The following is a 23083-nucleotide window of genomic DNA, read 5'->3' on the forward strand; positions in this document are numbered from 1 at the left end:
GCTTTTTAAGCAGTATAAGCAGCTGATAATTAATCTTTGAACCTTAACTTATGAGCTTTAATAACAAAATAAAAAGCAAAAGCCTATGACAGGGTTTTAACTGTGTACAAGGCTTTTGCTTTTTTATTGTTCTATCTATTTACTTTAAATTATATTTTTGCCCAAATATTATCCAATACATTTGTCTGTTTACGATCTGGCCCAACTGAAAAAGTTGAGATTTTTACTCCAACCAACTCTTCAATGCGGTGGATATATTTTCTTACATTCTCAGGTAGATCCTCGAGTCTCTTACATTGCGTAATGTCCTCACTCCAACCCGGTAATGTTTCATATACTGGTTTGCACTGAGCTAATTGTTTCAAACTAGCTGGATAATGATAAATCCGTTTTCCATCTAACTCATACGCTGTACAAATCTTTATCTCATCTAACCCCGTCAACACATCCACACAGTTCAAGCATAAATTAGTCAATCCTGAAACTCGTTTTGCATGACGCATTACAACACTGTCAAACCATCCAATTCTACGTGGTCTCTTTGTAACAGTTCCATATTCGTGGCCTGCTTCACGGATAAAGTCACCAGTATCATTAGCTAGCTCTGTAGGAAATGGACCATCACCAACACGAGAAGTATATGCTTTGCACACACCAACGACCTTATCAATCTTTGAAGGACCCACGCCACTACCAATTGTTACACCACCAGCAACAGGATTTGAAGATGTTACAAAAGGATACGTACCTTGATCAATATCTAGCATTACCCCTTGTGCACCTTCAAACAACACGCGTTTCCCACTATCTAAAGCATCGTTCAAAACAACAGATGTATCAGTAACATTATCTTTAAATTGTTGACCATATTCGTAGTATTGTTCAAATATATCTTCAAACTTCAAAGGTTCAACTTCATAAAATTTAACAAATTCTCGATTTTTTTCTTCAAGATTATGACGTAACTTTTCCTCAAAGATTTCTTTATCCAAGAGATCAGCAACACGAATACCTACACGTGCTGCTTTATCCATATAAGCTGGTCCGATTCCTTTATTTGTTGTCCCAATCTTTTGATCTTTCTTTGCCTTTTCTTGCAAACCATCCAAAAGAATATGATAAGGTAAAATAACATGTGCACGATCAGAAATACGCAAATTAGAAGTTGAAATCCCTCGTTCTTTTAAATATGCTAACTCTTCAACTAATGACTTAGGATTTAATACAACACCATTACCTATCACACTAATCTTTGATTCATAGAATATGCCTGATGGAATCAAGCGTAACTTGTACGTTTCTCCATTAAAAACAATCGTATGACCTGCATTATCTCCACCTTGGTATCTTGCTATAACTTCTGCATTACGACTCAGAAAATCTGTAATCTTTCCTTTTCCTTCATCGCCCCATTGACTACCCACAACAACTACTGATGACATTTTTTTCACCTCATAAAATGATTTGAATATCTTACTTTTGTACCATCAACCTCGATAATTGTATCAGTAGCAGTCCTATATTTCAAGTAAATTCCGAATATTATTATCACTAAACATTGTTGATTACATTAATAACGAACTTTAACTCCATAAAAACATAAATTTTTAAGTGCTAATTCATAATTACAAATGGAATCCTTTCCTAATTTATGGATAATTCAGACCAATATTATACACAAAAAAGAAGATAACCTCAAATTAATTGGCAATCTTCCTATCGATACATACACTCCATAATCATTTTCTTATAATTACTACCCTTGCGTTGGAATATAAGATACCGATGAAAATTTATTATATGATTTCACAAATAACAATTTAACTGTTCCACGGGCTCCAGAACGGTTTTTTTCGATAATAACCTCAACTTCACCAACATCTTGTGCAGCTTCATCTCGTTTTTCATCTTCATCACCGTCTGATTCTGATCGCTCATAATAATCATCACGATATAAAAAGGCAACAATATCTGCATCCTGTTCAATTGAACCTGATTCTCTTATATCAGATAAGACTGGTCTTTTATCCTGCCTTTGTTCAACACCACGTGATAACTGCGATAAAGCAATAATGGGTACAGATAGTTCCTTAGCTAACTTCTTTAACTGTCGCGAAATCTCTGAGACTTCTTGTTGTCGGCTTTCTTTATTAGAACCCTCAATTAACTGCAAATAATCTACTACAATTAACCCTAGATCTCCTTTTTCTTTCGCCAACCTTCGACATTTCGCTCGAATTTCTGCCATTTTAATACCAGGAGTATCATCAATATAAATAGAAGCCTGTGACAAGGAACCCATAGCCACAACTAACTTTTGCCACTCATCATCTTCGAGCTGCCCCGTTCTTAAATGGTTAGCATTGATACTACCCTCAGCACACAGCATTCTATTAACCAATGATTCAGCACTCATTTCTAATGAAAAAATGGCTACTGTACTATCCGTTTTTGTTCCGATATTTTGTGCAATATTTAAAGCAAAAGCAGTCTTACCAACAGCTGGTCGCGCAGCCAAAATAATTAGGTTATCCGGTTGCAATCCAGCAGTCATCTTATCAAGATCAGGATATCCAGTTGGTAAACCCGTTACTTCCTCATCTTGCTGATAAAGTCTATCAATTTCCTCCATAGTGCTATTTAGCACATCATTGATTGGCTTAAAGCCAGTTCGGTTTCTGCGTTCAGAAACTTCCATAATTTGACGTTCAGCATCATCTAATAATGATGGGACGTCATCATCTTGCGAATAAGTTTGCGTAACAATATTGGTAGCAGTTGCTATCAGTCTTCTCAACAATGCTTTTTCTTCGACGATTTTTGCGTAATATGCAACATTTGCCGCCGTTGGAACAGCTGCAGCAAGCTCAGCAATATATGCAACCCCGCCAACGTCGTCAACTTGTTGGTTCGAAGTTAAATAGTTATTAATTGTAATAACATCAATGACCTCATCTTGGTTATTCAAATCAATCATTGCTTGAAAGATGATTTGATGCGCTCTTTTGTAGAAGTCTTCTGGTTGTAAATATTCCATTGCTTCTATAAGAGCCTCTGAACGCAAAAAGACTGCACCCAAAACGGCTTGTTCAGCCCCTACATTCTGAGGAGGCAAATGATCAATCAACTCTTCATTGCTCATAATCCATTCACCTTTCACCTGTTAAAATTAATTTATTGTTCTGTAATGTGTACTCTAATTTTTGCCGTAACCTTGTTGTGCAGCTTAACTGGAATATTGGTGTACCCAAGTGTCTTGATTGGTTCATTAAGCTCCATCTTTCTCTTATCAATCTTCAAGGAATACTGTTGGACGAGTGCTTGAGCCACTTGCTTGCTTGTAATTGAACCAAATAAACGTCCATCCTCACCTGCTTTAGCCTTCATTTCGACAACCATTTCACCAGACTCTAGTTTTTGCTTCAAATCTTTTGCTTCCGCAAAAACTTCGGCTTCTCGCTTTTCTTCCGCTTTTTGTTGCCCTTTAAGCTGACTCATTGCTTGAGCAGTTGCCACCTTGGCCTTGTTTCCCTTAATCAAGAAATTTGCATAACCATCTGGAATTTCTTTAATTTCCCCGCGTCTGCCTTTACCTCTTACATCCTGTAAAAAAATAACTTTCATAACTTAAACCTCCAAAAATTAATACTAGCTGTTTTCTTCAATTGCTCTTAATAATTCTTCTTTTGCGACATCAATCGAGACATCCTTTAATTGCGTTGCGGCATTCGAAAGGTGTCCGCCGCCACCAAGCTCTTCCATCACAACTTGGACGTTTGCCTTACCATTACTCCGTGCAGATATCCCTATCTTCTCATCAGAACGTCTAGTGACGACATATGATGCTTCTACACCACTTACATTCAGTAACGCATCAGCAGCCTGTGCAGCAATAACTGAATCATATATCTTATCTTTTTCACCAACACAAAGTGCGACCCTATTACCGATAAATTCTACACGATCGATTAAATGATTTCTTTGCAAGAAATTGTCAACTTTTTCTTTCATAAAGTGCTGTGCCATCGCCGAATCAGCACCAACTGAACGTAAATAACTTGCTGCATCAAACGTTCTTGTTCCCGTACGCAAAGTAAATGACTTTGTATCAATTATTATTCCGGTCAACATTGCAGTGGCCTCTATCTTATTAATAGGCTCGCTGTCACGCGACTGGTATTCAAACATTTCTGTGATTAACTCACACGTCGAAGATGCGTATGGTTCAATATAAACTAAAATAGGATTTTCTGGAAATTCCTCACCACGCCTATGATGATCAATCACCATCATTCGATTAGCCAACTTTTTATATAACTCTGGACTAGTCGAGATTGAAGGTTTGGAATGATCAACCATTATTAATAAACTCTGCTTCGTTGCTTTTTCAAGAGCCTCCTCAACTGAAATAACTGTTCCCTTTATTTCAGGATACTGTGAGAGTTCATCCATTAATCTAGTTACATCTGAATGTAATTTTTCGTTATCAAGGACAATCCAACATTTTTTTTGGTTCATAGCGGCTATTCTACGTAATCCTAAACATGCACCGATTGAGTCCATGTCAGGATATTTATGTCCCATAACAAAAACCTGATCTGTTTGACTCATGAGTTCTTGCAAGGCTTGAGCTATCATTCTAGCTCTAACTCTAGTCCTTTTCTCCATTGGATTTGTTTTTCCGCCATAAAAACGTGCCTGACCTTCAGGAGCTTTGACCACAACTTGGTCTCCACCCCTTCCTAAAGCAAGGTCCAAGTTATTCTGTGCAGCTTTCGAGAGAAGTGCCAAATCATCTTCACCGTAAGAAATTCCCATACTCAGAGTTAGAGGAAGATTTTGTTTGGATGTCCTCTCACGAATCCTATCCAAAATTTTAAATCTGTCCTTTTCTAATTTTTCTAAGACACTTGTATAGGCTAAGATAAAGAAATGATCATCATCTATTCTCTTTAAATACATCTGATACTTTTTTGCCCAATTTGAAAGTTCATTTGTTACATAATTACTGATATTTGAAACATTCTTGTCATTCATCGTCTGGGTCACTTCATCATAGTTATCAATAAAGATCTGCCCAATTACCACATCAGTATCTTTGTCATGCTGCTCAATTTTTGCATAACGCGTAATATCCATTAAGTATACTGCATGAATATCATTTTCGATTAACATTTGGAATCGATAATCACCCCACGAAACTTCGACGGGTTTTTTCTCTGCAACATATTTCTTTACCACTGTTGCCAATTCCTTATCCACAGCGGATAAAGCTTTACCTAGTATTTCTTCCTGACCAAAATACTTCTGCAGATAAGGATTGACCCATTCAATCTCATTTTCTCCATTCAAAAACATAATCCCAACTGGCATCTTTATTAAGGACTCTTGTTCTCCTCTTTTTATCCGATATGACAAGTCCGAAATATATTCAGTGGTATCCTCAGTAATTGCTTTCAAAACAAAAAAAGAAACAATACTAGTTATTAAAACGAGTATAACTATTATGATCCCTAGAACCCAACTGACTACAAATGATATTGCCACACAAAACAGAGATATCATTAATATGAATATCGCAATAATCCGCAATTTTTCATTTTTCATGAATGAAGGGAAATGCAAAAAATCCCTTGAAAAAAGCTGTTTCAAAATGTTCCCCCCATTCCTAGAAGTATTTTCAAAATTAAATTAAATCTCATAAAAAATCTTACTGCTTGAAAACACACACTGCTCTGTACACTTTGTTCCCTATTTTATCACAAACACAACTGAGATACACATTCCAAGAGAAATGAACTTGTTATACTGATCAATTATTGATTTCAAATAAAAAAAAGAAAATGACAATAACTTTACTTTGCCATAATCCCTTTTTTTCATTATAAAAATGTTTTATTTAATTTGTGCTGTAGTTTTGAACCAGCCACGTTTACTAAAGAATGCGTACATATCATTTAAGAAAAATATTCCATAACTGAAAATAAGTGCAAAGTTACCATCACCCTGCATCATCGTTTGCATCCACAATGCGATTGTGAAAACAGAGCTTATGGTCCAAACAAAGTACTGTTCACGTTTGCGATTTAACTCTAATAAAGATCCAGTAATAGCCATAGCCAAGTTCAAACTATCTAAAAAGACACGCGGATCATTAGTCATGCTAAAGATATAATAGATAACACCCCACGCCACAATAAAGAATAAAATATAATAAATCCAATCTTTGATGTTCTCAAATTTTTCGGCTTGAATATCATCATTCCATTTTGGATCAAGAATACAAAAAATATCAAGAAAAATTAAATATCCAATCTGTTCCCAAGCTGTTGCATAATTTCCAGCCATGAAACCGACGCTTGCTATACAGACAGCACTTAATGCTCCGGCCCAACCTTGAATCCCTGATCGGTTAGAAATACCTATGACGCAGGCAACCGACAAATTCCCTCCGATAAATGATAGAATCGATTGCGTAGGAGCACTACTAAATGATTGCAATAATGAAAATACTTGTAATACAAAATTAAATAAAAGAAGGCCATAACTCAACTTACCCCAGCCTTTGCACTGATTTAATAACCAGCTAAAATAATTACTCCTAAAAACATTCTTCGAATACTTCGGTAAATTTGATAAAACATCCACATAACGATTAAACATATTTCCATCCCTTTTTAGTAGTTTTAACATCTTTTTGTTGAAAAAAAGATCTGAGAATATTTTACCACACTCTCAGATCCATTCATACTATATATTGAATTAATTTTAACGCAACACACTATATATTGTTTTATTTTTGAATATAGTGCCTTTTCTTCACAAAAAAAAGATGCGGACCAGCCACATCTTTAATTTTTAATCTTCAGTTACGAATGGTAAAAGACCCATAATACGTGCACGCTTGATTGCAATTGTCAAACGACGTTGGTTCTTTGCGCTAGTTCCAGTTACTCGACGAGGTAAAATCTTACCACGCTCAGAAACAAAGCGTTTCAAAAGATCAGTATCTTTATAATCAATATAATCAATATGGTTTGCTGCAATAAAGTCTACCTTACGGCGACGACGGCCACCTCTACGTTGTTGTGCCATTGTTTTCCCTCCTTGCTATCCTAAAATGGCAAGTCATCATCTGAGATATCAATCTGTTGCCCGTTGCCGGCAAACGGATCAGCATCATTTGTGTTACTAGATGAATTATTATTGTTCATCATATTACCAAATGGGTTATCTCCTGAATTTGACTTTGCTCCTTGCGAAGGACTAGAACTTTGTGAGTTATTATTACTTTGCTGACGTTCAGATTGTGAACGTGATTCAAGTAATGAGAAGCTATCAACAATAACTTCTGTAACATAGACCCTATTTCCCTGTTGGTTCTCATAAGACCTAGTTTGAATACGTCCCTCTACACCTATTAAAGATCCCTTATGTGTAAAATTCGCAAAATTTTCCGCAGCCTTGCGCCAAATGACACAATTAATAAAATCTGCCTCACGTTCACCTTGCTGGTTCGTGAATTGGCGATTTACAGCGACGGTAAATGTTGCAACAGCGGCACCGCTAGAGGTATAACGCAAATCAGGATCTCTTGTTAATCGACCTACAAGTATAGCTCTATTAATCAAAGTTCTACTCCCCCTCTATAAATATTTATTTTCTTAATTAAGCTTCACGTTTAACGATCATATGACGTAAGATTGCATCATTGATCTTTGCAAGACGATCAAATTCATCGATTGCTACGGCACCATCAGCTTTAACATTTACAATATGGTATGTTCCTTCTGTAAAACCACCGATTTCGTATGCAAAACGACGCTTAGACCAGTCTTTTGAATTTACGATTTCAGCACCATTATCCTTTAAGATACTGTCGAAACGATCAACCAATGTAGCCTTAGCAGCTTCATCAATTGCTGGGCTGATAATATAAGTAATTTCGTATGTCATGACTGTTTACACCTCCTTATGGACTTTTGGTTCTTAATTCTGTTAAGAACAAGGAAAGTAATCTAATGCTATTTCTAGTTAGATACTAACGAACAAACATTATATCATTTATAAAATAATATTACAAGGTACTTAAATCCCTATCACTGCCCATATTATTAAATACGCAAAATTTTTGATTCTGTCAAATATTATTTTTGTTCTTCTTGTTCCTCTTGTTCCTCTTCGTCAAGTTCTTCTGGTGCAACTTTGGCCATTGTTGAAACAAAGGCACCTTCCTCAACTCTGATAAGATGGACACCTAATGTTGCCCTTCCAGTTTCAGAAACACTGTCAATATTAAATCTGATCATAACACCCTTATTTGTGATTAGCATAATGTCTTCAGTACCATTAACCGTTGTTAGGCCGGCAACTGGTCCATTCTTTTCAGTTACATTAGAGGTTTTTATTCCCTTACCTCCTCGACCTTTTATTGGGTATTCTGAAGCTAATGTTTGTTTACCGAAACCATTCTCACTAATTACAAAAACATGACTGTCTGGGTATAGAATATCTGCACCAACTACATAATCATTTTCTCTTAAGCGAATTCCTCTGACACCTGCCGCCAATCTTCCCATTGATCTGACATCTTTTTCAGAGAAACTAACAGCATATCCCAAATGCGTTCCGATTATAATATTTTTGTTCCCGTCAGTAATCAGGACACTAATTAATTCATCGTTTTCTTTTAGCGTAATTGCCCTTAAGCCATTACTTCTAATATTTGAAAATTCACTAACTGCTGTACGCTTCGAAATTCCTAATCGTGTAGTAAAGAATAAGTATAGTTCCTTTGTCTTCATATCGCGGGAAATATTTATGACTGCCTGTACTTTTTCACCTGAATCTATACCAAGCAAATTGATAACCGGTATTCCCTTTGCAGTACGTCCATACTCAGGAATTTCGTAACCCTTCATCCGATAGACTTTCCCCATATTCGTAAAGAACAAAAGCTCATCGTGTGTAGAAGTATTAACCAAGTGTTCAATGAAGTCATCATCATGGACTCCCATTCCTTGGACACCTCTACCTCCTCGGCGTTGTGCCTTAAATTCACTCGTTGCTACTCGCTTGATATAGCCATTATGGGTGAGTGCTATCACAACATCCTCTTCTTCAATTAGATCTTCATCTTCAATGCTGAGTACTTCTCCAACTAATAATTCGGTCCTGCGCTTATCGCCATATTTTTCTTGGATTTCTAGCAGCTCCTGATAGATAATCTCATCAATTCTTTCAGTGTGTGTAAGAATATCTTTATAGTCCGCGATAGCTTCAAGAAGTTTGTTATACTCGTCTTCTATCTTCTCGCGTTCCAAGCCTGTTAAACGAACTAAACGCATATCCAAAATAGCTTGCGCTTGCTTGTCAGATAACTGATAGCCTTCAATCAGCTTAGCCTTAGCAACTTCTCCACTCTTAGAACTACGAATAATGTGAATAATCTCATCAATGTGATCAAGCGCTATTCTTAAACCTTCCAAAATATGCGCTCTTGCTTGGGCTTTCTTTAACTCAAATTCAGTTCTGCGCCTGATAACTATCTCCTGGTGTTCAAGATAATACTTTAAGATTTGTTTTAGGCTAAGAATTTTAGGCGTTCCCTTAACAATTGCAAGCATATTAAAGCCAAAAGTAGTTTGCATCAATGTCAATTTATATAAATTATTCAAAACAACAGACGCACTCATGTCTCGTCTAACATCTATCGAAATTCGCATTCCTTCTCGATCAGATTCATCACGAATATCCGTAATTCCTTCAATCTTTTTATCGCGCGCCAACTCCGCAATTCTTTCAATCAGCTTTGCCTTGTTGACCATGTATGGCAACTCATTAATAATTATTTGTTCACGGCCGTTCGCTGACTCTTCAATTTCAACCTTGGCTCTAATTGTAACAGTTCCCCTACCCGTTTCGTAAGCTTTGCGAATTCCAGATTTACCTAGAACAATCCCACCTGTAGGAAAATCAGGACCTTTTATTGCTTCCATCAAATCAGCCGTTGTTGCTTCAGGATTCTTCATTAAAATATGTAATCCAGAAATTACTTCTGCCAAGTTATGCGGTGGGATATTAGTAGTCATCCCTACCGCAATTCCTGTAGCACCGTTGACCAATAGGTTTGGAAATCTTGCTGGGAGCACCACAGGTTCTCTTTCTGATCCATCATAATTTTCTGTAAAATCAATGGTGTTTTTATTAATATCACGCAACATTTCTGTAGCTATTTTACTCATGCGTGCTTCTGTGTAACGCATTGCAGCGGCACCATCACCATCGACGGACCCAAAATTACCGTGTCCATCAACAAGCATATATCTATAACTGAAGTCTTGCGCCATTCTGACCATTGACTCGTAGATTGCAGAATCACCATGAGGATGGTACTTCCCCATGACATCCCCTACAATTCTTGCAGACTTTTTATACGGCTTATCAGGAGTTACCCCTAACTCATTCATACCGTATAAGATTCTGCGATGGACTGGTTTTAATCCATCACGCACATCTGGCAATGCACGAGCAACAATAACACTCATCGCATACTCCATAAAAGATTTTCGCATAATTCCAGACAAATCAGAATCTTTAATTCTATTTGGAAGATCTACCAACGTCTATCCCTCCTAATTTCTCAAATATTTCCGAGGAAATATCTATACATCCAAGTTATCGACAAAGGTTGCGTTTGCTTCAATAAATTCACGTCTCGGCTCAACCTTGTCCCCCATCAACATTTCAAATACTCCGTTTGCTTCTTCGGCATCCTCAAGTTTAACTCTTAACAAACGTCTATTTTCTGGATTCATAGTTGTTTCCCATAGCTGCTCGGCATCCATTTCACCCAAACCTTTGTATCGCTGAATAACTGGTTTTGGTGATGGTGGCAACTGTCCTAAGACTTCATCAAGTTCAGCATCTGTATCAATATACCTAATTAATTTTCCTTGCCGTACTTGATACAACGGCGGCTGAGCAATATAAACGAATCCCTTGTCGATCATAGGCCGCATAAATCTGTAGAAAAGCGTTAATAACAAGGTACGAATATGTGCACCATCGACATCGGCATCTGTCATTATTATCAACTTATGATAATTAGCTTTTTCAACATTAAATTCTTGACCGAAGCCTGTCCCCAAAGCTGTGAATAGCGACCTAATCTCTTCATTAGCTAGAATTCTATCCAAAGTTGCTTTTTCAACATTCAAAATCTTACCTCGAATAGGTAAAATTGCTTGTGTTAATCTTGAACGGCCTTGTTTTGCTGAACCGCCAGCAGAATCACCCTCGACTATAAATAATTCTGAAATTTCAGGATCCTTGCTTGTATTATCGGCCAACTTCCCAGGTAAATTACTGATTTCCAAACCATTCTTTTTTCTAGTAACTTCTCGCGCACGTTTTGCAGCAATTCTTGCCTTGGAAGCCAATAATCCCTTATCTACGACCCTTCTAGCAATTGCTGGGTTTTCCATCATAAATTTAGAAAAATGTTCAGCAAACATCCTATCCGTAACTGTTCTTGCATCAGAATTGCCTAATTTGGTTTTTGTCTGTCCCTCAAACTGTGGATCTGGGTGTTTAATGCTGACAACAGCTGTTAACCCTTCACGCACATCTTCACCAGAAAGGTTGTCTTCATTTTCCTTCATCCTACCGCTCTTGCGTGCGTAGTCGTTAATCACCCTAGTTAATGCCGTCTTAAATCCAGCTTCATGAGTTCCACCTTCATATGTGTGAATATTATTGGCAAACGTCATCAAATTAGAATGGAAGTCATCGGTATATTGCAAAGCTACTTCAACTGTAATCCCCTTCTGCTCGCCTTCCACATAGATGGGTTCTTCAAATAAGACGTTTTTTCCTTTGTTTAAAAATTCAACATAATGCTTAATTCCACCAACATAATGAAATTCTTTTGTTTTAGGACTTTCAACACGCTTATCTGTGATCGTAATTTTTAATCCCTTGTTTAAGAATGCAAGTTCTCTAATTCTTGTAGTTAATATCTTGCTATCATAAACAGTTGTTTCCACAAAAATATCTGGATCTGGTAAGAAATGAACTTTCGTACCATGTTCATGCTCACCACATTCACCAATGATCCTCATCTCATGATTTACTTTTCCACGTTTAAAATCAATTGCATAGATTTTACCGTTTTTCTTAACTTCAACGTTAAGGGTAGTAGACAAAGCATTTACTACAGAGGCCCCAACTCCATGAAGACCACCTGAGACTTTATATCCACCACCGCCAAACTTTCCGCCGGCATGCAAAATAGTATAAACTGTCTCAAGTGCTGGTCTGCCTGTTTTTGCCTGTATATCTACAGGTATCCCTCTACCATTATCAACAACAGTTATACTATTATCACTCTCAATAGTTACATTAATTTCATCAGCAAAGCCTGCCAATGCTTCATCAATACCATTATCAATGATTTCCCATACCAAATGGTGTAGTCCTTGTGAACTTGTTGAACCAATGTACATTCCCGGACGTTTTCTTACAGCTTCGAGTCCTTCCAGCACTTGGATTTGACTAGCATCATATTTTTTGGCCTGCTCTTCTTTGACCTCTTCCATTTCCTTATCTGTCAACTTTAATCCCCTCCAGCTATTCATCTACAAAGATGTCATTATCTAAATTCTTCCGCTGTTATCTTTCCCGCGTTAATCCTGAATATCTTAGGATCTTTTATTAACTTTCTTGTTATTTCACTCATACTAGGTGTTGTTAAGAAAGTTTGAACTCTATCCTGGATTGCCCGCAATAATTGCGTTTGTCGAGCTCCATCAAGTTCCGATAAGACATCATCCAACAATAAAATCGGATATTCATCCGTTTCATTTTTCATTACATCAATCTCTGCTAACTTTACGGCCAGTGCGGTCGTCCTCTGCTGTCCCTGCGAACCAAAAACTTGAACATTTTTCTTGTTAATCAAAAATTGAACATCATCTCTATGCGGCCCATACAAGGTTGAACCTTGAAATATTTCTTTTTTTTGATTACTTTGATACAACTTCTTTAAGTCGGCATACAATTGTTTAACATCTTTTTTATAAACATTTTCTATACTAGTTTCATATTTGAAATTGAGTTCCTCTTTTTGTTCCGTTATTTGCGCTTGAACAATTTGGGCATACTCCTCAAGTTCACTTAAAAAAATAATGCGCTTTGCAATAATTTCTGCTCCAAATGCTGCAAGCTGATCAGAAAGAACTTCTAACAAAACTAAATCTTTTGCTTGTTTCAGCTGAAGTTGCTTCAAATAATGATTTCTTTGTTTTAAAAGTACGCGATACTGACTCAAATTATATAAATAATGCGCATCAATTTGCCCAAACTCCATATCAATAAATTTTCGCCTCACCGCTGGTGATCCTTTGACAATTGCTAAGTCCTCTGGAGCAAATAAAATAACATTCATTTGGCCGATATATTGCGATAACTTCGCTTGTTCCAGGTGATTTACTTTTGCCTTTTTCCCTTTTTTCCCCAAAAAAAGTTCGAGTTTCAGCTTGCTTAGTTTTCGTTCCAATGTTCCTTGAATTAAAGCTTCATCTTCTGCAAAATTCACCAGTTCTCGCTCATTATTTGTTCGGTGACTTCTTGCCATTGCTAAAACATAGATTGCTTCAAGGAGATTCGTCTTTCCTTGTGCGTTCTCACCAATCAATACATTAATTTGCGGTGAAAACTCTAAATCCACATCACAATAGTTGCGAAAATTTTTCAGTAACAATTCTTTTAAGTACATAGGCTCACTTGGCCTGTTTAGAACGCATTGAAAATTTACCTACTGAAGGGATGTTAACTTGATCACCCGCATAAAGTTTTCGGCCTCTTCGATTATCCTGCTCTCCGTTGACCCAAACTTCATTTTCTTGCAAAAACCATTTAGCCTGTCCACCGGAATCGATTATTGAGGCTATTTTGAGCATTTGCCCCAAAGTAATATACTCAGTTTTTAGAAGAATCTCATTATCCAACAGATTTCACCAACTTCCTCATTTAACCTTAATTATAAACTTTTTTATAACAAATAACAATCATATAAGGGCCTATTATGCAGTATAAGCTATTTTAAGGCCTGTTAATATAAAGAGACTATATCTGGCTTAAAACCCACAGATTTGTATTTTTCGGCTTTTTAGGACTATTTCGAGCGAAACAAAAAAGAGTTAGGTCAAAAATTAAATTTTGACCCAGCTCCTAATTGATTCTGTATAAACGTACCCCATAAGCCAAAATTCTCCACCTAATGTCGAAATACGTACTATTTTTGTAATTCTGTGTTAGTATTCAAATTTTCATCGGCTTATATTTTCTTTTTTAGTATTCAGGAGCCCACTTCATATCAGCAACAGCCTTTTTTGCGTCGGTAATTTCTTCACGGTTTAATCCTTGCGAAACCACACTTTCAGCAGTTGCTTCAGCTATGATTTGTGAGAATTCTGTAAGTTGTGAAACTGGTGGCAATACTGCTGCACCAGCTGCATCTGCATCAACTAATCCACCAAGTGCATGAATTGCTGCTGAAATTGTTTCTTGTGTTAAACGCTTTGCTGTAGAAGCAACCAAACCGAAACCTAATCCTGGATAAATCAAGGCATTGTTTCCTTGTCCAATATGATAAGTGACACCATTATATTCAACATCTGCTGCAGGAATTCCAGTTGAGATAAGTGCTCTCCCATCAGTCCATTTAATCAAATCTGCTGCCTTAGCTTCTGCTAACTTGGTAGGATTTGAAAGTGGGAAGATAAGCGGGCGTTCTGTATGTGCAGCCATTTCTTTGACGATTTCTTCTGTAAATGTTCCCGGTTGAGTAGATGTACCAACCATAACAGAAGGATGTACTGCTTTAACAACTGCTGCTAGATTTGTTAATTCATCTGCATTTGCAAATTCCGAACGATCACGTGTAAATGCTTTTTGAGCAGGCGTCAAATCAGGAGTGTCGTTGAATAAAAGACCCTGCTTATCAACTAAGTAGAAGTGTCTGCGTGCTTCTTCTTCCGTTAGTCCTTCTTGAACAAGTTCAGTAAAGATTTGGTTGGCGATACCCATCCCAGCTGTGCCTGCACCGAATGTTAAAAATTTTTGATCCTTTAGTTCTTGTTTCGAGATTTTCATGGCACCAATCGCTGCCGCTAAGACAATCATCCCAGTTCCTTGAATATCATCATTGAAAGTTGCAATTTTGTCCTTGTAACTATCTAAAATAACCTGTGCATTTGCACGGCCAAAATCTTCAAAATGAAGAAGTGATTCAGGGAACACTTTTTGTTGTGCTTCTACAAATTTATCGATGAAATCTAAGAAAGGTTTACCAGCGACACGTTCGTGACGGTTTCCTAGATACATAGGATCATCAATTAATTTTTGGTTGTTTGTACCTGAATCAATACTTACTGGCAATACTTGAGCTGGATTGATTCCTGCTGCAGCTGTATAAACCATCAATTTACCTACCGCGATGTCAACACCGTTGACCCCCCAGTCACCCATACCCAAAATACCTTCAGCATCTGTAACGACGATTAAACGAATATCACGGCCGTCAGAAGCATTCTTTAATGTATCTTCAACATCCTCAGGATGGTCAATCGACAAAAATGCTGCTTGTTGCGGATTCGTGTAGATTTCGTTGTATTGTTCAATTGAATCAGCAACAACTGGATCATAGACAACAGGCATAAATTCAACAACATGCTGGTCCATCAGATGATAAAATAATGTAACATTTTCATTAAAAAGATTCATCAGGAAAATTCTTTTTTCAAGAAGACTTGGTTTACTTTGGAATTGAGCGTAAGCTTGCGCTGTTTGCTCTTCAATTGTTTGAACTTTGCTTGGCAGAATTCCCACCAAGCCTAATTTTTCACGTTCTTCTCTTGTAAAAGCCGTTCCCTTATTTAAAAAGGGATTACGCAATATTTCATAACTTTTTAACATAGATCAACTCTCCTTATTTTGACTATTTTTTATTGTTCACATATGCACATATTTAATATACGTGTGCACTTCAAATATAGTCAAAATCTAAATCAATTATAAATAAATATTATATGTAGTGACGCAGACTATTAATTTTTATCATATTTGCAGCAAAAATAGGATAATTTTAACTTATGAAACACATTTATACAGAATAAGGGGCTAGGTCAAAAAATAACTCTTGGCCTAGCCCCTTATTCTTCATGAAATTTTTGTTTATTTCATTTTAGTATGTTCTAACCGGCGTAATCAGCTGGATAAAATGTTCTTGATCTTCACTAGGCACCAATGTAAATGGTCGCAAAGGAGCATTAAATGAAATTGTAATCGTACTTTGTCCAAAAGATCTTAGTGCATCTTTCATGTAGTCAGGATTGAATGAAATTTCGATATCATTACCTGACAGCCTTTGAAATTTCAATTCTTCTTCAACATTACCTATTTCAGGTGAATTACTGTAAATTGTTGCCTTTTGATTTTCAGTATCCAGTGCTAATTTTACCACATTGTTTTGACCAGCATGGGATAATAGCGAAGCTCTTTCGATTGAAGCAAGAAATTCACTTGCATTAAAGTCAATCTCAGTATCAGAATTTTTTGGAATCAAACGATCTGTGTCCGGATAATTTCCTTCAAGCAGGCGTGAATAAAAGGTCGTGTTGTTGAACTTAAACAACACTTGATTTTCAGATATCCTTACTTCAACTTGAGCTGCGTCTTCTCCGATCATCTTCGATAACTCACTGAGTGATTTACCAGGGACGATGATGTCGTAAGAAACATTGTCTGCTGCTATTGCAATTTTACGTTGGCTTAGACGATGACTATCTGTTGCAACTGCAGATAACTGACCATTTTTAATAGTTAAATGAATACCTGTAAGAATTGGGCGACTTTCCTGCGTTGAAACAGCAATAACAGTTTGTCCTATTATCTGTTTTAAAACATCACTTTCAAGATTTAAAGTATCTTCTGTTGTGATTTCTGGTAAATGAGGATAGTTTTCTGCATTTAGCCCCTTAATTGAAAATGATGCATTTCCTGATAGAATTTCTGTTTGGTAATTTTCAGTTACTTCTAAGGTAAGAACATCTTCAGGTAGTTTCTTTATAATTTCGCTAAATATTCTTGCAGTTAGAACAACTTGTCCAGGTTCTTCAACTTGTAATTGTGCTTTATCGTCATCAGCAGGAATAAATGTTTCAATTGAGATATCGGCATCACTACCTGTAAGAGTCAGACCCTTTGCTTCTAGTTTCAATTTTAATCCTGTCAATATAGGTATCGTTGTCTTTGTCGAAATAGCTCTTTGGACATCTGTCAGACTTTTAATAAATTCAAGTCGATTTACTGTAAATTTCATGAAGTGCCTCCTAAGTGTATATATATTAATTATAAAAGAAAATAGTAATAGTAGTAGGGCCTGTTGATTCTGTGGAAAACTAAAGAATGGCTAGAAATCTAAAAGATATACACATGTGCATATCTTGTGTATAAGTACGCTTTTTGTTCACAGTAATTCACAATTACGCTTATTTTTTTAATTTGCCTTTTAAGTCATTAACTTCACGTTGTAATTCTGTATCGGTACTCAATGCGCCTGAAATCTTCTCGTGAGCATGGATTACGGTTGTATGATCTTTCCCTCCAAATTCATGACCAATCTTAGGTAGAGAAGCATCTGTAAGTTCACGCGCAAGATACATAGCTATTTGGCGAGGAATTACAATGTTTTTAACTCTTTTCTTTCCCTTTAGATCACTGATGGATATGTGGTAGTACTTTGCCACTTTGTCTTGGATAACTGAGATAGAAATTTCATTTGACTTTCCATTAAGTTTTAAGTTCTTCAAGGCATCAGCCGCCAAACTAGTTGAGATTGGGAGATGGGTCATTGAAGAATAGGCTTGTACGCGAACTAATGCGCCTTCCAATTCACGAATATTTGAATCAATTTGGCCAGCAATATAGCTTAACGTATCATCAGGAATAGCCAAATCATCAGCATCAGCTTTGTTGCGAAGAATTGCAATTCTGGTTTCAAGGTCAGGGGGTGTTATATCAACGGATAACCCCCACTTAAAGCGTGATACAAGTCTTTTTTGCAGCTTAGGAATTTCATTTGGTAAGCGATCTGACGAAAGAACAATTTGTTTTTTGTCATCATATAATGCATTGAAGGTATGAAAGAACTCTTCTTGCGTTCCTTCTTTATCGGCAAAAAATTGAATATCATCTACTAAAAGTAAGTCAACACTGCGGTATTCTTTTCGAAATTCCTCCTGACGTTTCGTTTGAATTGAATTAATGAAGTCATTGGCGAAAGCCTCGCTGGTGACGTATTTGACTGTTGCTTGCGGATTATTAGCCAACATTTGGTGACCAATCGCGTGCATTAAATGGGTTTTGCCTAAGCCAACACCACCGAAAAAGAAAAGTGGGTTGTAAAGAGCACCAGGTTCTTCTGCGACTACAAGTGCTGCGGCATGTGCCATTTGGTTACCCTTTCCAATAACGAAAGTATCAAAAGTATACTTTTCATTTAGTTTAGTCTCACGCATAAAAGTTGGGCGTGAATCAACCTTAGTATTGTTTTGAGCTCTATTAGTGGAAAAATTTGAAGAAAGTGGATTGGGTTCCTCAGGTAACTTGGCGATCACCGTGATTGTCTGACCAATCGAGTCAGCAACGAGAGTGACAACTTGTTTGCTTAAGTTTGCTTTCCAATAATCTTTATGTAAGGCAGTCGGGACTTCGATAACAAGCGTTTGAGATGAAAAAGCTATCGGCTTGACGGCTTTTAGCCAAGTGTTATAGCTGATCGTAGATAATTTTGTTTTGAATTCATCACAAATGTATTGCCATAAGGTTTCAAGATCAGGCACATAGATACCTCCTTTGTTGTAACGTTCATTATAATAGTCTAGCATTTTTTTAAAAAGTTTTCCACAGGTATGTACAAAAGAAAGGAACAAAAGACACAGACTGTAAATTGTTTATCCACAAGGTGAAAAATGAAAATAACTATTTATTATTTTCATGACTTATCCACAGTAGACTTGCGAGTAACTTTTGTTGCTACGGCAGTGTTTTAAATAGTTTTCAACAGTTTGAAGTTTACCTGTGGATAATCTGTAAACAGAATGTGTATTGGTGTAAAACTTTGTTAAACGCTCTGTGGAAATAAAATAGGGCAAAAAAAGAAATCCACAGGAAATAAGCTTTTCCTATTGTTTTTGTGGATAACTTTGAAGAGTACTTTTTCAAAATAACTTTAACCCGTGAATAATCTATGATAAGATGTCTTGAGTAGATAGGTCTTGACAAAAACTGTTTTTTTTAGTAGTATTTTTGGTATCATTGTTAAGTGTCTATCAAGGAGGTGGAAAATCTAATGAAGAGAACATACCAACCTAAGAAACGTCATCGTCAAAGAGTTCATGGCTTCCGTAAACGTATGAGTACAAGTAACGGTCGCGCTGTTTTAGCACGTAGACGTCGTAAAGGTAGAAAAGTATTGTCTGCATAGGCCACTGACCGTCAGTGGTCTTTTATTTTGATGTAGATTTTTAGACGACACATGGAGATGGATTATGCGAAAATCATACCGTGTCAAAAAAGAAGCAGATTTTCAAAAGGTATTCATGCAAGGGAAATCTGTTGCAAATAGACAATTTGTTGTTTATGTAATTGATAAACCGGATCAGTTGCATTTTAGGGTAGGGATATCTGTAGGAAAGAGAATTGGGAATTCAGTAGCACGTAATTGGGTTAAGCGAAGAATTAGGCAGAGCTTAACAGAACTAAAACCTAATTTACGGCAAGATTGTGATTTTATAATCATTGCTCGTCCGCCAATTTCTGGCGTGTCGATGGCTGATACCAAGAAGAATTTAATGCATGTCCTACGTCTAGCTCATGTTTTGCTGAAATAGCTTGTGAAGTGAGGGGAATGTAGTGAAGAGAACAAAACGTATTCTCACGTTATTATGTGTCGTGGGACTGGTTTTTATTTTAAGTGGTTGTAGTACGTCGACAGTAACTCAGAATAGCTCTGGTATATGGGATCATTACATAATTTGGAGCTTTGTCCAAGCAATCATGTTTTTAAGTAAGGTTTTTGGTAATAGTTACGGGCTAGGTATAATTTTGTTTACAATCATTATTCGTGTCATTCTTTTGCCGCTTATGTTTTATCAAATGAAAAGCATGAGAAAAACTACAGAATTACAACCGCAGTTGAAAGCACTGCAAAGTAAATATTCTACAAAAGATATGGAAACGCAGAATAAATTACGTGCAGAACAGCAGAAATTATACGCTGAAGCTGGCGTCAATCCAGTTGCTGGTTGTCTGCCAATGGTAATACAGATGCCAATCTTAATTGCGTTATATCAGGCTATTTTGAGATCCGAAGTTTTGAAAAGTGGAACATTTTTATGGATGAAGCTTGGAGATAAGGATCCATATTTTGTTTTACCTATCTTAGCTGCAATATTTACATTCTTAACTTCTAAGCTGAGCATGATGTCACAGCCAGAACAAAATGGGATGACAACTGCGATGACGTATGGAATGCCAATATTTATCTTAATAACTGCAATCTCCTTACCATCAGCGTTATCACTATATTGGGTGATAGGAAATGCCTTTTCAGCGGGACAGACACTGTTAATAAGTAATCCATTTAAAATTAATCGTGAACGTGAAGAAAAGAAAAAAGTTGAAAAAGAAAAAAAGAGAGCTATAGAAAAAGCAAAACGAAGAGCTTATAAGAGTAAAAGAAAATAAGCTTCGATTTTAAGGTGTTAAGCTAAAAATAGTTTTCCAAATTTATGAGATGACTAAAAAAACACTCACATATTTACGGGTGTTTTTTTTGTTTTTCTGAGAAAATTAGCAATGAGCTCGATATAAAGTTTATAACATCATTTCTATTAGATTAGATACAACTAACCCTTTAAGAAAAACTACTTTATAAGGTTATAAGTGTTTTTATGATTTTCAAAATAAATTCTTTTAACTTCAGGATCTACTTTTTGAACCTAAAGTTTTAATTGTGCGATTAAACTGTTACGAACGAATATTAGTTTTATGCATTTTAAGAAAAAATGTAGGAATAAACATCAATATAATTCCTAGCAAACTTACCAAAAAGCCTATTTGAAATGCTTTCATCATATGACTAGCGTGGTTATTAATTACTACTGAAACAACAGTAGCAATTAAGGCTGTTCCAAATCCAGAACCAAATTGTTCTAACATATTTCCTGCAACACCAGCCTCAGCCAAGTATTTCTCTGGTAACCCATTGTACATTTCGGCACTAAAGGGAACTTTAATTGAACCAAAGGTTAAACCACGTAAGAATAAAATGGTTTCTACAATCCACATACTGGTTGAGGAGCCAATAAAGATTAATGGTATTGTTGTCACAGTTAGTCCAAGAATGCTGATTTGTAACAGATTTTTTGCTCCCAATAAATGCAACCATTTACCAAGTACTGGACGAGTAATGAGCATTGCAATTCCTTGCGGTAATAGTGCTAAACTTGCTTCAATGGCGGTAAAACTTCGACCTTCTTGGAAGTATAGTGGCAATATAAACATTGGTCCTAGTACAGTAGCATTGTATAAAAAAGAACCAATATTGGACGCAGTAAACTGTTTATATTTAAATAAATTTAGCGGTAAAACGGATTGATGTTTGCGTATAGTATCGTAAATGAAATATGCAATTGTTACAGCGACACCAATTAGTGCCCATACTGTGCTTTGTTCTGAAAGTCCGTATAATAGGCTGGCCGTTAAACCTGCCAATAGCAATGACCCTAATAAATCAAATTTATTATTTTCATTGAAGGGTGAGAATGACGGTACATACTTAGCCATCAAGACTGTAGCAACTACGGTAATAAAAATGTTAATATCAAATAACCATTTCCATGACCAATTTTGTACGATAAAGCCACCTATAATTGGTCCGAATATTGGACCTAACATCATTGGGGTAGTAACAATTCCAATAACACGTCCCACATTTTCACGACCTGCAATTTTTACAAGTAAAGTTTTCATAAGTGCTGTAATAATACCAGCCGCTATTCCTTGTATCACACGTAAACCAATAAATGCTTGTACATTATTTGACAGTGTGATTAGAAATGAAACTACCCCAAAAGATAGTGTAGCGATAATCATAATCTTTTTACCATCAAAGTGATTTAATAAAAAACTCGAAAATGGAATTGTCACCGCGAGCGCAAGAGTATAACCGGTCACTCCCCACTGCAACACATTTAAAGTTGTATTAAAAACTTGAGTCATAGTTTGTACAGCCATATTCATCATGTTCATATCTAACATTGGTGCAATGGCACCCAAAGAAATTGCCCAAGCAGCAGCTAATAAAGATTTTGGTAATTTTTTCAAAATTAAGCCCCCCTATTTTGTTTCCTTGTAAACAAAATAAGTGTACGCTGTTTTTGTTTCCTTGTAAACAAAAAATGCAATCTGTTCTAAGATTGCATTTTTAGATCTTCCATATAAGCATTGTAAGTAGCTAAGAATTCTAGCATATCATCAAGTGTAGATTCTGAAACATGGTCAAAAACTTGCTTGTCACGTCGGTAAAAATCCTCATGTAATTTTCGATGTTTAGCATCAACAGCAACACCTTTTTTTGTTAGCTCAAAGTAAATTTCTTTTTTATTATTAGGGTGCTGATAAATCCTAATTAGCTCTTTTGCTTGCATTTTTTTGGTGATTTTACTGATCGCTCCACGTGTCATATGATATTTTTTAGCAATTTTAGTAACATTTGCATCTTTCATGTTTGCCATTAATTCAATGATCTCTATTTCTGAAAGAGTCAATCCTGCTAATTTTTGTTTTACGATAGGCATATTATAGGCGCTAATTTTATTGAATAAATCCGCCATATCGGTTATAAGTTGTCTTTGTTTATCTTCTTTTGTCATGAATACATTGTATTGAATTTTTGTTTCCTATGCAAGTATTAGATATTTAAAATCAATTGGATTTGCGGAATAATCTGAATTTT

General features: G+C 36.3%; 20 protein-coding genes. 3 read left to right on the plus strand and 17 right to left on the minus strand.

Going from position 1 to position 23083, the window contains the following annotated elements:
- Nucleotides 1–149: 149 nt before the first annotated feature.
- The 15 genes from GSM_RS07145 to dnaA all read right to left on the minus strand — a co-directional run bounded on the left by GSM_RS07145 (nucleotide 150) and on the right by dnaA (nucleotide 18905).
- Nucleotides 150–1442: an adenylosuccinate synthase gene (locus tag GSM_RS07145; protein WP_010078003.1), complete on the minus strand. Its 1293-nt coding sequence runs from the start codon at nucleotides 1440–1442 to the stop codon at nucleotides 150–152.
- Between the two features lie 314 nt (nucleotides 1443–1756).
- Nucleotides 1757–3142, minus strand: coding sequence for a replicative DNA helicase (gene dnaB, locus GSM_RS07150; protein WP_010078004.1), 1386 nt, complete (start codon nucleotides 3140–3142; stop codon nucleotides 1757–1759).
- Between the two features lie 32 nt (nucleotides 3143–3174).
- Complete coding sequence (rplI, locus tag GSM_RS07155) at nucleotides 3175–3624, minus strand: 50S ribosomal protein L9 (protein ID WP_010078005.1); 450 nt, start codon at nucleotides 3622–3624, stop codon at nucleotides 3175–3177.
- Between the two features lie 24 nt (nucleotides 3625–3648).
- A complete protein-coding gene (locus tag GSM_RS07160) occupies nucleotides 3649–5652 on the minus strand; it encodes a DHH family phosphoesterase (protein WP_010078006.1) in 2004 nt (667 codons plus the stop codon).
- A 243-nt stretch (nucleotides 5653–5895) separates the two neighbouring features.
- Nucleotides 5896–6663 carry a nicotinamide riboside transporter PnuC gene (gene pnuC / locus GSM_RS07165; protein WP_010078007.1) on the minus strand — a complete coding sequence of 256 codons (768 nt, stop codon included), beginning with the start codon at nucleotides 6661–6663 and terminating at the stop codon, nucleotides 5896–5898.
- 195 nt (nucleotides 6664–6858) lie between these two features.
- On the minus strand, nucleotides 6859–7095 hold the full coding sequence (gene rpsR, locus GSM_RS07170) for a 30S ribosomal protein S18 (protein ID WP_010078008.1): 237 nt from the start codon (nucleotides 7093–7095) through the stop codon (nucleotides 6859–6861).
- A 20-nt stretch (nucleotides 7096–7115) separates the two neighbouring features.
- Nucleotides 7116–7631: a single-stranded DNA-binding protein gene (gene ssb / locus GSM_RS07175; RefSeq protein WP_010078009.1), complete on the minus strand. Its 516-nt coding sequence runs from the start codon at nucleotides 7629–7631 to the stop codon at nucleotides 7116–7118.
- Nucleotides 7632–7668: 37 nt separating this feature from the next.
- A complete protein-coding gene (rpsF, locus tag GSM_RS07180; protein ID WP_010078010.1) occupies nucleotides 7669–7956 on the minus strand; it encodes a 30S ribosomal protein S6 in 288 nt (95 codons plus the stop codon).
- 191 nt (nucleotides 7957–8147) lie between these two features.
- Nucleotides 8148–10622 (minus strand): DNA gyrase subunit A, encoded by a 2475-nt coding sequence (gene gyrA, locus GSM_RS14115; RefSeq protein WP_010078011.1) that lies wholly within the window; start codon nucleotides 10620–10622, stop codon nucleotides 8148–8150.
- A 42-nt stretch (nucleotides 10623–10664) separates the two neighbouring features.
- Nucleotides 10665–12614, minus strand: a complete 1950-nt coding sequence (gene gyrB / locus GSM_RS07190) for a DNA topoisomerase (ATP-hydrolyzing) subunit B (RefSeq protein ID WP_010078012.1) — start codon at nucleotides 12612–12614, stop codon at nucleotides 10665–10667.
- Nucleotides 12615–12652: 38 nt separating this feature from the next.
- Nucleotides 12653–13777, minus strand: a complete 1125-nt coding sequence (recF, locus tag GSM_RS07195) for a DNA replication/repair protein RecF (RefSeq protein WP_010078013.1) — start codon at nucleotides 13775–13777, stop codon at nucleotides 12653–12655.
- Between the two features lie 4 nt (nucleotides 13778–13781).
- Complete coding sequence (gene yaaA / locus GSM_RS07200; protein ID WP_010078014.1) at nucleotides 13782–14009, minus strand: S4 domain-containing protein YaaA; 228 nt, start codon at nucleotides 14007–14009, stop codon at nucleotides 13782–13784.
- Nucleotides 14010–14352: 343 nt separating this feature from the next.
- A complete protein-coding gene (locus GSM_RS07205) occupies nucleotides 14353–15978 on the minus strand; it encodes a malolactic enzyme (RefSeq protein WP_010078015.1) in 1626 nt (541 codons plus the stop codon).
- Nucleotides 15979–16246: 268 nt separating this feature from the next.
- The gene (dnaN, locus tag GSM_RS07210) at nucleotides 16247–17383 is read right to left on the minus strand and encodes a DNA polymerase III subunit beta (protein ID WP_010078016.1); all 1137 of its coding nucleotides are present in this window, start codon (nucleotides 17381–17383) and stop codon (nucleotides 16247–16249) included.
- A 169-nt stretch (nucleotides 17384–17552) separates the two neighbouring features.
- Nucleotides 17553–18905, minus strand: coding sequence for a chromosomal replication initiator protein DnaA (gene dnaA / locus GSM_RS07215; protein WP_010078017.1), 1353 nt, complete (start codon nucleotides 18903–18905; stop codon nucleotides 17553–17555).
- Nucleotides 18906–19414: 509 nt separating this feature from the next.
- Here dnaA and rpmH point away from each other — a divergent pair.
- The 3 genes from rpmH (at nucleotide 19415) to yidC (ending at nucleotide 20811) form a co-directional block, all read left to right on the plus strand.
- Nucleotides 19415–19549, plus strand: coding sequence for a 50S ribosomal protein L34 (rpmH, locus tag GSM_RS07220; RefSeq protein WP_010078018.1), 135 nt, complete (start codon nucleotides 19415–19417; stop codon nucleotides 19547–19549).
- Nucleotides 19550–19613: 64 nt separating this feature from the next.
- Nucleotides 19614–19955 (plus strand): ribonuclease P protein component, encoded by a 342-nt coding sequence (gene rnpA / locus GSM_RS07225; protein WP_010078019.1) that lies wholly within the window; start codon nucleotides 19614–19616, stop codon nucleotides 19953–19955.
- 22 nt (nucleotides 19956–19977) lie between these two features.
- On the plus strand, nucleotides 19978–20811 hold the full coding sequence (gene yidC / locus GSM_RS07230; RefSeq protein WP_010078020.1) for a membrane protein insertase YidC: 834 nt from the start codon (nucleotides 19978–19980) through the stop codon (nucleotides 20809–20811).
- A 282-nt stretch (nucleotides 20812–21093) separates the two neighbouring features.
- Here the strand turns inward: yidC and GSM_RS07235 are convergent, their stop codons facing one another.
- Together GSM_RS07235 and GSM_RS07240 are read right to left on the minus strand one after the other, a co-directional pair.
- A complete protein-coding gene (locus GSM_RS07235; RefSeq protein WP_010078021.1) occupies nucleotides 21094–22452 on the minus strand; it encodes a DHA2 family efflux MFS transporter permease subunit in 1359 nt (452 codons plus the stop codon).
- A gap of 86 nt (nucleotides 22453–22538) precedes the next feature.
- A complete protein-coding gene (locus GSM_RS07240; RefSeq protein WP_010078022.1) occupies nucleotides 22539–23000 on the minus strand; it encodes a MarR family winged helix-turn-helix transcriptional regulator in 462 nt (153 codons plus the stop codon).
- Nucleotides 23001–23083 lie beyond the last annotated feature (83 nt).

The sequence above is a fragment of the Liquorilactobacillus mali KCTC 3596 = DSM 20444 genome, from assembly GCF_000260415.1.
Classification (GTDB): domain Bacteria; phylum Bacillota; class Bacilli; order Lactobacillales; family Lactobacillaceae; genus Liquorilactobacillus; species Liquorilactobacillus mali.

Bases quoted from the DNA above. Each gene is read 5' to 3' on its own strand.
- GSM_RS07240 (WP_010078022.1), bottom strand. From the start codon at position 23,000: ATGACAAAAGAAGATAAACAAAGACAACTTATAACCGATATGGCGGAT.
- pnuC (WP_010078007.1), bottom strand. From the start codon at position 6,663: ATGTTTAATCGTTATGTGGATGTTTTATCAAATTTACCGAAGTATTCG.
- rpsF (WP_010078010.1), bottom strand. From the start codon at position 7,956: ATGACATACGAAATTACTTATATTATCAGCCCAGCAATTGATGAAGCT.
- rnpA (WP_010078019.1), top strand. From the start codon at position 19,614: ATGCGAAAATCATACCGTGTCAAAAAAGAAGCAGATTTTCAAAAGGTA.
- rplI (WP_010078005.1), bottom strand. From the start codon at position 3,624: ATGAAAGTTATTTTTTTACAGGATGTAAGAGGTAAAGGCAGACGCGGG.
- GSM_RS07145 (WP_010078003.1), bottom strand. From the start codon at position 1,442: ATGTCATCAGTAGTTGTTGTGGGTAGTCAATGGGGCGATGAAGGAAAA.
- dnaN (WP_010078016.1), bottom strand. From the start codon at position 17,383: ATGAAATTTACAGTAAATCGACTTGAATTTATTAAAAGTCTGACAGAT.
- dnaB (WP_010078004.1), bottom strand. From the start codon at position 3,142: ATGAGCAATGAAGAGTTGATTGATCATTTGCCTCCTCAGAATGTAGGG.
- recF (WP_010078013.1), bottom strand. From the start codon at position 13,777: ATGTACTTAAAAGAATTGTTACTGAAAAATTTTCGCAACTATTGTGAT.
- rpmH (WP_010078018.1), top strand. From the start codon at position 19,415: ATGAAGAGAACATACCAACCTAAGAAACGTCATCGTCAAAGAGTTCAT.
- rpsR (WP_010078008.1), bottom strand. From the start codon at position 7,095: ATGGCACAACAACGTAGAGGTGGCCGTCGTCGCCGTAAGGTAGACTTT.
- GSM_RS07205 (WP_010078015.1), bottom strand. From the start codon at position 15,978: ATGTTAAAAAGTTATGAAATATTGCGTAATCCCTTTTTAAATAAGGGA.